Source organism: Moraxella atlantae NBRC 14588 (genome assembly GCF_001591265.1).
Taxonomy (GTDB): Bacteria; Pseudomonadota; Gammaproteobacteria; order Pseudomonadales; family Moraxellaceae; genus Faucicola; species Faucicola atlantae.
This window is the reverse complement of the sequence record NZ_BCUL01000018.1, coordinates 14,686-28,161: the sequence shown is the minus strand read 5'-3', so window position 1 is coordinate 28,161 and position 13,476 is coordinate 14,686. Positions and strand designations below refer to the sequence as shown.

The window sequence follows — 13,476 nt, the reverse complement described above, 5'->3', positions numbered from 1 at the left end:
CAATTTGTCACCAAACTGCCCTAAACCTGCTACAATATACCTTTAAAATCCGTGATTTGGCGACAATCTCAAAAGGCAAACGGATATGATGGCAAAAACGTGGGGCGTTGTTATCGGTATGGCATCGGTTGCCGCTGCGTTGCTCGGGGGCAGCTACCGCACCGCCAACACGCCTGAGCCACCCTGCCGCGCGCTCAAAAAGCCGTTTGCTTATACGCTGTGTGAATTTGCCCCCAAATCCAACCAAACCCTGCGCCTGGTTTGGCGTGACAGCCCAAGCCACCAGCCGCTGCTGACGTTTGATAATCTATTGGCGCTCGCGCGGCGCAAGCAACTTGGGCAAGTGCAATTTGCCATGAATGCAGGCATGTATGACAGCAAGTACGCGCCGATTGGCTACACGGTGATTGACGGGCAACAGATTCGCTCATTAAACCTCAAAAACGGCGCGGGCAATTTTCATCTGCTGCCCAATGGCGTGTTTTGGTGGGATGATCGTGGCTATCATATCACCGAGAGCCAAGCCATGGCAAAACAACTGGCAAACGGGCTTCGACCAACCTATGCCACGCAATCAGGTCCTATGTTGGTGATTGATGGCAAAATTCATCCCAGTTTTGACCCACAAAGCACGTCCGCCAAGCTGCGTAATGGTGTGGGCGTGTGCCAAGATGGGCGCGTTAAGTTTGTCATCAGTGATACGTGGGTCAGTTTTTATCAATTTGCCCAATTGTTTAAAGAGCAACTGCGCTGTGATAACGCGCTGTTTTTGGACGGTGGCACGGCATCGGCATTGTATAGCGAAAATCTGGAACGCGCGGACAATATTCGCATGGGCGCGATGGTGGTGGTGACGGCTAAATCTTAATGCCTAACGCCAACATACGCGATGAAAATCGTTGCAAAAAAAAATTTTTACGGTATGATAATGGGCTTACTTGTGGCATGTCGATGGCGTGCCGATGTTGGGCCTATAGCTCAGTTGGTTAGAGCAGAGGACTCATAATCCTTTGGTCGCAGGTTCAAGTCCTGCTGGGCCTACCAAACACTATTTTTAAGGGGTTCGCTGAAGTACGCGAACCCTTTTTTTATGCGGCTTTCGGCATTTTTGCGTACATGGTGAACAGGCTTGAACCGCATAGAACACATAAAGTTTATACCACAGAAAATATACCGCCACGCCTTTAAGTAACACCAAAATCAAAGCGTTAAAACTATTTGATCAATGCACACCCAACAAGCCCGACAAAATAAGCGAACCCGTTGTTATATGGCTTTTTTAGCCAAGCGTTCGGCTTAAGGCACGATTGAAAAGAAAATAAACGTCGCCAATAGCACCAAATGCACCACACCTGAAAAAAACGTCGTCTTACCCGTGCGCAGCGTGTTACTGGTAACCACCAAGGTGATGATTAGCATTAAGCTGTATTTTGCCGTCAGCCCCAGCACCAACGGGTCACCCGTAAACGCCGTAAGTGCCACAATCGTTGGGATGGTCAGCCCGATACACGCCATCGCCGAACCCAATGCTAAATTTAAACTCACTTGCAAACGATTGTTGTAGGCTGCTTTGATGGCAGCAACCGATTCAGGCAATAGCACCAACGCCGCAATGATGATCCCAATGATGATTTTGGGCAATCCAAAGTCATTTACCGTTGCCTCAATCAGCGGCGATAACATCTTGGCAAGCCCCACCACCGCAACCAACGCCAACACCAACCACACCGCGCTAACGACCACCGTGCGCATATTATCCGTTAGGTGATTGTCCTCCCCTTCACTGGCAATAAAATAATCGCGATGACGCACGGTTTGGGTAAAAATAAACGCCGCGTACAAAATAAACGAACTGATACCAATAAAAATCGCTTGTGAATGCAGCATCAAACCGCCGCCTGTCGATTCGGTGAAGTTAGGCAAAATAAACACAATCAGCGACATGGTCAGCAGCACGCCCACCGCTTTATTTACGCCTTCTAATTCATATTTTTGGACAAAATTGCGCAAGCCACCAATCAACAAACACAGCCCGATGATGCCATTAAACACCAACATGACGGCGGCAAACACGGTATCACGCGCCAATACCGCACGGTCTTCAATGGGGCTACCACTCATCAAAACGACAATCAACGCCACCTCAATCAGCGTGACCGCCACCGCCAACACCAACGTACCAAATGGTTCACCAACCCGATGGGCGATGACCTCAGCATGATGCACCGCAGCGAACACCGATGCCATCAGCAAAACGGCTGTGATTGCATTAATCAGTCCATGCGCAGGATGAAATAATAACAGCAGGCTTAGTAGCCCGATCGCCAGCACGGGCGCAATCACCGTCCATACGGGCAAATTGATGTCAAATCGATGGTTTAACCACGTCTGTTTTGTCATACGCTATTCCTTTTGTTCATGCCACTGCCTAAAATCGGCTATCAAAACTTGGCTATCAAAAACTAGCCATTAAAAATATTTAGTAAAACAATAAGTTATTTATATTATGGCGGTCAGGTATCTTAACCAATTCTGCCGCGTCCTGCCAGTAAGATTCACACAAACCATAAAAAAAGCCCCGATTGGGGCTTTTGAGTGGTTGATCAAATGTTACGCGGTCAATAACGGCTTTAAAAACCGACCTGTGTGTGACTTTGGATTATCCGCCACGTCCTCAGGCGTACCTTCAGCGATGATTTCACCGCCACCCGAGCCGCCTTCAGGCCCCAAATCGACAATCCAGTCCGCGGTTTTGATGACATCTAAGTTGTGCTCAATTACCACCACGGTGTTACCACGATCGCGCAGTGTGTGCAAGATATCCAGCAATTTAGCAATGTCATGAAAATGCAGCCCTGTGGTTGGCTCATCAAGCACATACAAGGTCTGCCCCGTGTCGCGTTTAGACAGCTCTTTGGCAAGTTTGACGCGCTGCGCCTCACCGCCCGATAACGTCGGCGCGGATTGTCCCAAGCGAATATAGCCAAGCCCCACTTCTTGTAAGGCTTGCAAGCGTCGATGAATAGCAGGGATGGCTTCAAAAAATTCCGCCGCGTCCTCCACCGTCATCGCCAATACATCGGCAATGTTTTTACCTTTGTAGGTGATTTCTAGCGTTTCGCGGTTGTAACGTTGCCCATGACATGCATCGCACGGCACATACATGTCGGGCAAAAAGTGCATTTCTACTTTAATCAAGCCATCGCCTTGACAAACCTCACAACGCCCGCCTTTGACGTTAAAGCTAAACCGCCCCGACTGATAACCACGCGCCTTGGCTTCGGGTACTTGCGCAAATAGCTCACGAATCGGTGTAAACACGCCTGTGTAGGTGGCAGGGTTAGAGCGCGGCGTGCGTCCAATCGGGCTTTGGTCAATATCAACGACTTTATCGAGGTATTCAAGCCCTGAAATACTGTCAAACGGCTCAGCCACTTGGGTGGTGGCGTTGTTAAGCTGTGTGGTCGCAAGCGGTAGCAAGGTTCGGTTAATCAAGGTTGATTTGCCCGAGCCTGACACGCCTGTGATACAGGTAAACACGCCCACAGGCAGGTTTAAGGTCACATCTTTTAGGTTATTACCCGTTGCACCGCTCAATGTCACCATCATTGGCCGATCATCATCGGCAGATTTTTTGGCTTTGGCTTTGGGTTGCGCCTTGTCTTGAGGTTGATCTTGTGCATCGTCTGTATGACCATTGATCCGTTTGGCGGTGTGGCGCACGCTTGGCACAGCGATTTTCTTTTTGCCTGACAAATATTGCCCTGTCAAAGAATCGGGGATTTTGGCGATTTCCTCAGCTGTGCCCTGCGCGATGACATGCCCGCCATGCACGCCTGCGCCCACACCGATGTCAATGATTTGATCGGCAAGGCGGATCGCGTCCTCGTCATGCTCAACAACAATCACGGTATTGCCCAAGTCGCGTAGCCGTGTCAAGGTTTGCAGCAAGCGGTCGTTGTCGCGTTGGTGCAAGCCAATCGACGGCTCGTCAAGCACATACATTACGCCCATCAAGCCTGCCCCAATTTGACTGGCTAGGCGAATGCGCTGTGCCTCACCACCCGATAGCGTTTCGGCAGAACGCGCCAAGGTCAGATAATCCAATCCTACGCTGACCAAAAATTCTAAACGTTCGCGAATTTCTTTGATGATTTTGGCGGCAATTTCGCCTTTGGCACCATCAAACTGCAGGGTTTGGTAGTACGCCATCGCCTCACCGATGGATAACTTGACCATCTCAGCAATCGTACGGTCTTTGACCTCAACATTGCGTGCAATTTCATTAAGCCGTGAGCCGTGGCACGCGTCACACGTCGCATCGGCAAGATAATTGGATAATTCATCACGCACAAGGTTGCTTTGGGTGGTGCGATAACGGCGTTCCATGTACGGCAACACGCCCTCAAACGGCACGGTTTTGGTTGAGCGGCGACCGCGTTCATCGACAAAATTAAACGTCATTTTGTCTTTACCCGAACCATTAAGAATGATATCGCGATGTTTTTTCGCCAGTTTGCTCCATGGCATATCCATGTCGATATCATAATGCTTGGCAACCGTGGTCAGTAAGCCAAAGTAATACGCATGGCGTTTGTCCCAACCGCTGACCGCGCCTTGATTAAGCGTTTTATCAGGATTTTGGACTATTTTTTCGGCAGCAAAATACTGGCGTTTGCCCAGCCCATCGCACACAGGACACGCCCCATACGGATTGTTAAAGCTAAACAATTTGGGCTCAAGCTCGGCAACGGCGCGGTCACACACAGGGCAGCTGTGTTTGGCGGACAACACTTGGTCGTCGCGCTCGCCATCCATGTCATGCAAAATCGCAATATCACCGCCCAATCGTAGCGCAGTCTCTAGGCTTTCTGCCACACGGTTGCCTAGGTCTGCACGCACTTTAAAACGATCAACCACCACATCGATGGTATGTTTGAAGGTTTTGGCAAGCGGCGGCACGTCATCGATGTCATAAATTTCACCATCGACACGCAGGCGCACAAAGCCTTGTCCCTTAAGCTGCTCGAGCAACTGAATATGCTCGCCCTTGCGATCATCGACGACGCGCGCCAGCACCATCAAGCGGCTATCTTCGGGCAGCGCCATGACGGTATCGACCATTTCGGTCACCGTTTGCGCGACCATGGGCAAGTGGTGCACAGGGCACATCGGTACACCCACCCGCGCATACAGCAGGCGCAAATAGTCATAAATTTCGGTAATCGTGCCGACGGTTGAACGCGGATTGTGGTTGGTGGATTTTTGTTCGATGGCAATCGCAGGTGACAAACCTTCAATGCTATCGACCTCAGGCTTTTCCATTTGCGACAAAAACTGACGCGCATACGCTGACAAGCTTTCTACATAGCGGCGTTGTCCTTCGGCGTACAAGGTGTCAAACGCCAGTGAGGATTTGCCCGAACCCGACAAGCCTGTGATGACGACCAGTTTGTCGCGTGGAATGTCGATGTCGATGTCTTTAAGGTTGTGGGTGCGCGCGCCACGGATTTTGATCGCGTCATTGGGTTGGTGATTGGCTGCCATAAATCGTTTACTTCAGTTGTTTTTAAAAAATTCATGATTAAATTGAGAAAAAACTGGTTGGTTTATGGGGCGGTGTGGCGGTGGTTTCAAGCACAGATGCGGATTTTAGATAGACAAGAGATTTTAGACAAATAGCAATCTATTTTCATTTTTTATTAATTTATTTTATTATATTTTTTAAGTTTATACAGATAACTACCATCAATTTCTAAAAATTTTATCGTCTTGCTATGGCACACACCATTGACTCGCTATCATCAGCAAACGGTACACTTTGACTATTTTTAACGGTCAAAATTTGCTGTTGTATGCTTATGGGTAGTTGAACTGTGCTTAAAAAGCCTGCTTAAGCAAATAATTTTCTAAACCCAAAAAATCGGCATATAATAGCGTTTTTGACAGATAAAACGGGCGGTAGTGTGGCAAGACAAATGACCAGCCAAATGGCAATACCCCAACCCATGAACAGCGCAGAAAAAAAAGCCATCGTCGGCTTGGGCGGAATTTTTGCCTTGCGGATGCTGGGGCTGTTTATGATTGTGCCTGTATTTGCCGTGTATGGGCTACAGTATCAGCATGCCACGCCGCTGTTGGTTGGCTTGGCAATTGGTGTATACGGGCTTGGGCAGGCGATTTGGCAAATCCCGTTTAGCCTGCTTGCTGATAAATATCCGCGTAAACCGATGATTGTTATTGGATTATTGGTGTTTGCCATCGGTGGGGTGATTTGCGCACTGGCGACGGATATTTATACGGTCATTGTTGGGCGGCTGTTGGCAGGTAGTGGCGCGGTGTCGGCGGTGGTGATGGCACTGCTTGCCGATATCACGCGTGAGGAACACCGCACCAAAGCCATGGCGGCAATGGGGCTAACCATCGCGCTGTCGGTGATGGTGGCGTTTGGGCTTGGACCGGTGCTGACCCATTGGATTGGGCTTAAAGGCTTGTTTTGGCTGACCGCGTTGGCGGCAATCTTGGCGATGGGCTTGTTGCTGTTGGTACCTAGCCCCACACGTGTGCTGCGTCAGCTATTGTCCACAGATACGAATGCACCAAACGGTACGATCGCCAGTTTTCGCACACAGCTGCGCGATGTACTGGCGATTGGTGACATCAACCGCTTACATGTGGCGATTTTTGCGCTGCATTTGACGATGACTGCGATGTTTACGCTATTGCCTGCACAATTTGCCAGTGTGCTGCGTTTGTCGGTTGGTGGGCAAGGTTTGGTGTATTTGCCGCTGCTGCTGCTTGGGTTTGTTATCGCCGTGCCGTTGATTGTAATTGCCGAAAAACACCGCCAAATGCGCGCGGTATTTTTGGCAAGCCTTGCTGCGTTGGTGGTTGGGCTGGCATTATTGGCAGCGTTTGGGCAAAACAGTGTCGGGCTGATTGGCGGTTTGGCGGTGTATTATATCGGTTTTAACAGCCTTGAGGCGACCATTCCGTCATGGATTTCTAAGCGCGCGCCTGTTGCCAATAAAGCCACCGCGATGGGCGTAAACTCGACGGCACAATTTTTTGGCGCATTCGTCGGTGGAGCACTCGGTGGTGTGCTTTTAACCCATGCTGCTTGGGTCGGTTGGGTGTGTTTGGGATTACTTGCCGCGATGGCACTGGCGATTATTTACCCAATCGCGCCACCACCGTATTTGACCAGTCTAACGATTGCTCTGCCACCTGACTTGTTGAGCCTAGGCGAAACTGGCGCGCGCCAACTGTGGGCGCAAAACTTGCTAGCCATTAACGGTATTGATGAAATTGTCGTCATGGCAGATGAAGGCATTGCCTATTTAAAACTTGATAAAAACCAACTTGACAACGCGGCGCGACAACAACTGTCGCATCTCATCGGCCAACCGCTAGCTATTTAAATTAAATTGAGGCAAAATAACCGTGAGCAGGCAAGTTTTTTTAAGGCTTGCTAAAAATAAGTTTATCTAAAATTTGAGTAAATTTAAATAAGGAAATCAACATGCGTGGTGTAAATAAAGTCATCATCGTCGGTAATCTAGGCAATGACCCCGATGTTAAACGCTTTGACAACGGCGGCATGATTACCAATATCTCAGTTGCGACCAGCGAAAAATGGAACGACAGACAGACAGGTGAGCCGCGCGAGGCAACCGAATGGCATCGCATCGTATTTAACAACAAGCTGGCAGAAATCGCTGCGCAATATTTGCGTAAAGGCAGCCAAGTCTATGTTGAAGGCAGCCTACGCACGCGCAAGTACCAAGATCAAAACGGACAAGACCGCTATATTACCGAGATCCGCGCTGACCAAATGCAAATGCTTGGCAGCAGACCATCTGGACAAGGCGACAACATGGGCTATGGCAATGATTCGTTTGGCAGCCAAAACCAAGGCTATCAAGCGCAAGGCGGCTATCACAACCAAAGCGGTTACAACAACCAAAATTATCAGAATCAAGGCTACCAAAACCCAAGCCACCAAAACCAAGGCTACCAAAACCAAGGCTACAACAATCCATCAGGCGGTAACCAGTTTAACAACCCAGCCAACAACCAAAACGCTTCGTACCAAAACCAACAAGGCAATGGTTTTGGTAATCCACAATTTCAACAACAGCCTACCCAAGCGGCACAATCAGGCTTACCGCACAATCCAGCGGATCAGGCAGCCAATGCAAGCGGCAATGCCAACGACGCTAGCAACCATACCAACAATCAAGTACCGCCAAGCAGCGCGGTGGACGATGATATTCCGTTCTAAAATCGGTAAGTTTTTTTGCTGTAAATCACTTACCCACTTGAGCAAACCAACCGTTACGTTGTATCGGTTGGTTTTTGTATTTTGTGCCCTTATCTTTGAAACAATATGCATAGCAAACTAGAAAATTAAAGGTCATTTATGTCATCTATGTATCGCCCTACTCTATCGCTCGCGCCTGCCTTGATACAAGCTGATTTTGCCGCCCGTCGTGCACGTCTTGCCGCCCAACTGCCCGATCACAGCATTGTGATTTTGGCGACCGCACCCACCCACCTACGCAACAACGACGCAGAATATAAGTACCGCGCCGACAGTAGCTTTTATTACTTGACAGGTTTTGCTGAGCCTGAGGCGTTATTGGTACTAGAAAAAGTCTTATCAGAACAAGGCAACGCCGAATTAATTTACACGCTATTTGTGCGTCCCAAAGACAAGTTGCGTGAGATTTGGGACGGACGACGCGCAGGGGTGGAAGGCGCGGTGGCGGATTTTGGCGCGCAGCACGCCTACCCGATCAATGAAGCCGATGAACGCTTGCCTGCCATGCTACTGGGCAAACAGCACGTGTATGCGCGGCTAGACAAGGATTTGACAAACTGGCTGGCGCATGCCCGCAGCTTGCGCCGTGGCGAAGGCGTGGTTGATACGGTGCATAACCTAGACGCGTTATTGGCAGAAATGCGCTTAATCAAAGATGACAAAGAAATCGCCCTGATGCAATCAGCGGCTGATATCAGCGCGGCGGCGCATTGCCGCGCCATGCAAACCGTGCGCCCCGAGATGCTAGAGTACCAACTAGAAGCAGAGTTATTGTACGTGTTTGGGCATTACGGCTGTGCGCCATCGTACAATAGCATTGTGGCAGGTGGTGACAATGCCAATATCTTGCATTATGTTGAAAATGACCAGCCGTTACGCGCAGGTGATTTGGTGATGATTGACGCAGGCGCGGAGTATCAGCACTATGCGGGCGATATTTCACGCACATTTCCTGTATCTGGTACGTTTAGCAATGCCCAGCGCGCGGTGTATGACATCGTGTTGCGTGCCAATTTGGCGGCGATTGATAGCCTTGTGGCAGGGGCGCATGCGCGTATTCATCACGAGACCGCGCTGCGTGTTTTGACACAAGGGCTGGTTGAATTGGGTATTTTAAGCGGTGATATTGACACATTGATTGCTGATAAAGCGTATATGCCGTTTTATATGCACGGTACGGGGCATTGGCTGGGCATGGATGTGCACGATGTGGGACGCTATACCGATACCGACGGTAAACCACGCACCTTGCAAGCAGGCATGGTAATTACGGTCGAACCAGGGCTGTATTTTGCCCATGACAATCCGCAAGTACCTGAGCGCTATCGCGGCATTGGTATTCGTATTGAGGACGATGTTGTCATTACCGAGGGTGCGCCACGCGTTTTGACAGGTGGCGTGCCCAAGACGGTGGCAGAGATTGAAGCCTTGATGCGCCAAGCTTAACATCTCATAAACAAGGACAACGTTTGGTTGTCCTTTTTTGATATTTATCACAATTTTTAGCGTAAAATCGTTTCATCGGTGTGGCACAACTCGGTGGTGTCTTTGGTTTTATCACAATCGATCTATGTTTGTACAGATCTTTTTTATTTGCGCCTAGGTTTAATTTGGCGTTGTCGTCGTATCTTGTTTTAGTTTCTGCGGCTAATAATACTTGATAAGTTTTACTACCGCAGGTTTGCTAAATAGCGCGTTTGCCTTGTAGCGCGGTGGTATTGGTAAGGTTAATCAAATCACCGTCTGTATTTTCTTATCACAACCTCCCTGACTGAATTGGCCTAAAACCAAACACAATTTGATATTTTTTGCTGTTACTGTTTCATTCTCCACAACTGATGACATAAAATATTGCCTATCAAGTCGTCAAACACTATTTGACTTTAAACTTATTTTAATGAAAAATTGAGCGTTTACACATTAAACCGTTGGGTTACGTGTTAGGTGGCAAGCATTGATGATATAACGGCTTGGTAAAGCCAGTAAATTAGTTAGGTGATCGGGTTTAAGGATAGGTTATGGCACAACATCAACCTGCAAAGCCAACGGGCGAATGGAGTTCGCGCATTGGCTTTTTGATGGCGGCGGTCGGTTCGGCGGTCGGCTTAGGCAGTATTTGGAAGTTCCCGTATATGACGGGCGAAGGTGGCGGCTCGGCGTTTGTCATCTTGTTTATTTTGTGTATTACGTTGGTCGGGTTCCCTGTGTTGGTCATTGAATGGCTGATTGGGCGACGCGGCGGCGGCAATGCGATTAGCAGCTTTCGCAAGGTGGCAGTCGATAGCGGCGCGTCACCTGCTTGGGGGATACTGGGTGCGGTTGGTACATTGGCAGCGTTCATGATCTTGTCGTTTTATAGTGTAATTGGCGGCTGGTCGCTCAATTATGTGTTTAAAACCGCAATGAATACGTTTAGTGGATTGGATGCCAAAGCCACAGGTGATATTTTTGGCGCGATGTTGGCAAGCCCAACTCAGCTAATTGTGTATCACACCATCTTTATGGCACTGTCGGCGCTGATTGTGGCAGGCGGCGTGGCAGGTGGTATCGAACGCGCTGCTAAATGGATGATGCCGCTACTGGCGCTGATTATGGTCGGTATTGTCGGCTACAACATGGCAACGGCAGATTTTGCGCGCGGGTTTCATTATTTGTTTGATTTTGATCCTGCTAAAGTCACCGCCAAGGTGATGATTTCAGCGTTGGGGCATGCGTTTTTTTGCTTGTCACTTGGTATGGCAATTATGGTCAGCTATGGCTCATACCTCAACCGTGATGTTGAGCTGTTTAGTACGGCGCGTACGGTGGTGATTTGGGATATCATTTTTTCACTGATGGCAGGTTTGGCGATTTTCCCAATTATCTTTAGCAATGGTTTAGACCCCGATAGTGGCCCTGGCTTGGTGTTTGTGACCTTGCCGATTGCTTTTGGTAAAATGGATTTTGGTTTGGTGATCGGGACGCTATTTTTTGTGCTTTTGACCTTTGCCGCTTTGACTTCGTCAATTTCATTGCTTGAGCCTGTGGTCGCGCTGTTGGAGCAAAAAACCAAGCTTAGCCGTGTGGCGGCCACGTGGACAGTGGCAGTTTTAACATGGGCATTGGGCATTTTAGCGTTGTTGTCGTTTAATGTGCTAAGCGATGTGACGATTTTTACCATTCATGTCAATGGTGAGGCAAAACCGCAGGGTATTTTTGACGCGCTAGATTATACCACCAGTAAGTATATGCTACCACTTGTGGGCTTGGGTACGCTGATTTTTGCAACTTACTTCATCAATCAGCGCGGTATGCAAGAGGAGCTTGGTTTGACGGGCTTTAAATGGACACTTTGGCAAATCACCACCAAAGTTATTGCACCAATTGGCATTGTGATTGTGTTTTTGGCAGAGCTGGGTGTGTTGAATTTGTTGGGTTTTAATTTGTAATCTTTGCAAAGTTCAAACAAAAGCTCAGGTTGACCCTGAGCTTTTTTACCTGTCAATCTGGCACATTGTTTATCATTAAGCCGTGCCAAACTCACGTCGCTTGCTGGCAAAGAAAATATCTAGTCTGTCCATTGCCTCGGTCAGCTCCACCACGTTGGGCAAAAATACCACACGGAAATGATCAGGCGCGTGCCAATTAAAGCCTGTACCCTGCACCATCAACACACGCTGTTGTACCAATAGGTCCGTCATAAAGGCCACGTCATCATCAATCGGATACACCTCACGATCAATGCGCGGAAAGCAGTAAAACGCGCCCTGTGGCATGGTGCATGAAATACCTGGAATGGCGTTTAGCCGCTCAATGGCAAGCTCGCGCTGCTTATAAAGTCGTCCTGTTGGCGCGGTCAAAGCTTGCATACTTTGATAGCCGCCCATCGCGGTTTGGATGGCGTATTGGGCAGGTACGTTGGCACACAGGCGCATGGATGCCAGCATTTGTAAACCTTCGATAAAGTCATGCGCGTGGTGTTTTTTGCCCGACACCATCAGCCAGCCTGAACGAAAGCCTGCGATACGATGCGATTTTGACAAGCCATTGTAGCTAAGCACCAAACAATTTTTTGCCAATGTACACAGCGGAATATGCACCGCATCATCATATAGCACACGGTCATAAATCTCATCTGCCATCAAAACCAAGTTATGTTTTTCTGCCAAGGCAACGATTTTTTCTAAATTATCGCGTGAATACAACGCGCCTGTCGGGTTGTTGGGATTAATCACCACAATGCCCTTGGTGTTAGGCGTGATTTTGCGTTCAATATCGGCGATATCAGGTTGCCAGTTGTCCTCTTCATTGCACAAATAATGCACCGCACGCCCGCCTGCCAAATGCGTCGCCGCTGTCCACAGCGGATAATCGGGCATCGGAATAAGCACTTCATCGCCATCGTTGAGCATGGCTTGCATGGTCATGACAATCAACTCAGACACGCCATTGCCAATATACACATCCGATACATCGACGGCTTCATGCAGTCCTTTGGCTTGATAATATTGTAAAATCGCTTTACGCGCGGCAAAAATACCTTGCGAATCTGAATAGCCAATCGCATTGGGCAAATTGATGGCAACATCTGACAGAATTTCTTGCGGAGCTTCAAAGCCAAACGGTGCAGGGTTGCCGATGTTTAGGCGAATAATACGGTGGCCTTGCGCCTCCAGTTGGTTGGCAGTTTGCAATAAAGGGCCGCGGATGTCATAGCAAACGTGTTGGAGCTTGTCGGATTTTTTAAGTGGTTGCATGGTCATAGCTTCATAATGATAGCGCGTGTTTAGCGCGTTGGTTGGGGCAAAGTGGCTGTGGCTAAGGTCGGTTTGACCGCTATTGGCACGGGGTAATTCATTAAAATGCGTCGGTTGGGTGGTTGGCCACCGAACCTGTGCAACAGATGACTGAATGCCTGATAACAAGTAGCTTTCACTACAATTAAGCAACCGCGCCAGTACGGGCAATTTACTCGATACAATGCCATTGGTGCCGCGTTCCCAGTTACTGATTGCCGCACGGCTGACCTTGGCGCCTGCTGCCGTCATGTGGTCAGCAAGCTGCTGAGTTGTCCAGCCTTTGGCTTTGCGTAGGGCGGCTAAGCGCTGCCCTTGTGTAAGCGGATGGTTGTCATCCTGTGATGGCACTGAGGTAGTTTGAGCGTTGGACATGGT

8 protein-coding genes and 1 tRNA gene are annotated in these 13,476 nt (G+C 49.0%); 6 read left to right on the top strand and 3 right to left on the bottom strand.

Annotation, left to right across the window (positions count from 1 at the left end; all coding sequences use genetic code 11):
* Positions 1–85 precede the first annotated feature (85 nt).
* Together MA2_RS08805 and MA2_RS08800 are read left to right on the top strand one after the other, a co-directional pair.
* Positions 86–868 carry a phosphodiester glycosidase family protein gene (locus tag MA2_RS08805; RefSeq protein WP_067058970.1) on the top strand — a complete coding sequence of 261 codons (783 nt, stop codon included), beginning with the start codon at positions 86–88 and terminating at the stop codon, positions 866–868.
* 99 nt (positions 869–967) lie between these two features.
* Positions 968–1,044: transfer RNA gene (locus MA2_RS08800), tRNA-Ile, on the top strand.
* A 252-nt stretch (positions 1,045–1,296) separates the two neighbouring features.
* Here MA2_RS08800 and MA2_RS08795 read toward each other — a convergent pair.
* Positions 1,297–2,400, bottom strand: coding sequence for a calcium:cation antiporter (locus tag MA2_RS08795; RefSeq protein WP_067058969.1), 1,104 nt, complete (start codon positions 2,398–2,400; stop codon positions 1,297–1,299).
* A gap of 210 nt (positions 2,401–2,610) precedes the next feature.
* Positions 2,611–5,547 carry an excinuclease ABC subunit UvrA gene (uvrA, locus tag MA2_RS08790; protein ID WP_067058963.1) on the bottom strand — a complete coding sequence of 979 codons (2,937 nt, stop codon included), beginning with the start codon at positions 5,545–5,547 and terminating at the stop codon, positions 2,611–2,613.
* A 461-nt stretch (positions 5,548–6,008) separates the two neighbouring features.
* On the opposite strand from uvrA, the gene MA2_RS08785 reads away from it, so the two are divergent.
* From MA2_RS08785 to MA2_RS08770, 4 genes are all read left to right on the top strand, one after another.
* A complete protein-coding gene (locus MA2_RS08785) occupies positions 6,009–7,421 on the top strand; it encodes an MFS transporter (protein WP_067058988.1) in 1,413 nt (470 codons plus the stop codon).
* Between the two features lie 101 nt (positions 7,422–7,522).
* Positions 7,523–8,284: a single-stranded DNA-binding protein gene (gene ssb, locus MA2_RS08780; protein ID WP_067058961.1), complete on the top strand. Its 762-nt coding sequence runs from the start codon at positions 7,523–7,525 to the stop codon at positions 8,282–8,284.
* A 138-nt stretch (positions 8,285–8,422) separates the two neighbouring features.
* Entirely contained in the window at positions 8,423–9,769 is a 1,347-nt protein-coding gene (locus MA2_RS08775) for an aminopeptidase P N-terminal domain-containing protein (protein ID WP_079352008.1), read from the top strand.
* Between the two features lie 572 nt (positions 9,770–10,341).
* Entirely contained in the window at positions 10,342–11,751 is a 1,410-nt protein-coding gene (locus tag MA2_RS08770; protein ID WP_067058957.1) for a sodium-dependent transporter, read from the top strand.
* A 75-nt stretch (positions 11,752–11,826) separates the two neighbouring features.
* On the opposite strand, the gene MA2_RS08765 is transcribed toward MA2_RS08770, so the two are convergent.
* Positions 11,827–13,473 (bottom strand): aminotransferase class I/II-fold pyridoxal phosphate-dependent enzyme, encoded by a 1,647-nt coding sequence (locus MA2_RS08765; RefSeq protein ID WP_067058987.1) that lies wholly within the window; start codon positions 13,471–13,473, stop codon positions 11,827–11,829.
* Positions 13,474–13,476: the final 3 nt, after the last annotated feature.

Bases quoted from the DNA above. Each gene is read 5' to 3' on its own strand.
- MA2_RS08785 (WP_067058988.1), top strand. From the start codon at position 6,009: ATGAACAGCGCAGAAAAAAAAGCCATCGTCGGCTTGGGCGGAATTTTT.
- MA2_RS08795 (WP_067058969.1), bottom strand. From the start codon at position 2,400: ATGACAAAACAGACGTGGTTAAACCATCGATTTGACATCAATTTGCCC.
- MA2_RS08805 (WP_067058970.1), top strand. From the start codon at position 86: ATGATGGCAAAAACGTGGGGCGTTGTTATCGGTATGGCATCGGTTGCC.
- ssb (WP_067058961.1), top strand. From the start codon at position 7,523: ATGCGTGGTGTAAATAAAGTCATCATCGTCGGTAATCTAGGCAATGAC.
- MA2_RS08765 (WP_067058987.1), bottom strand. From the start codon at position 13,473: ATGTCCAACGCTCAAACTACCTCAGTGCCATCACAGGATGACAACCAT.
- MA2_RS08775 (WP_079352008.1), top strand. From the start codon at position 8,423: ATGTCATCTATGTATCGCCCTACTCTATCGCTCGCGCCTGCCTTGATA.
- MA2_RS08770 (WP_067058957.1), top strand. From the start codon at position 10,342: ATGGCACAACATCAACCTGCAAAGCCAACGGGCGAATGGAGTTCGCGC.
- uvrA (WP_067058963.1), bottom strand. From the start codon at position 5,547: ATGGCAGCCAATCACCAACCCAATGACGCGATCAAAATCCGTGGCGCG.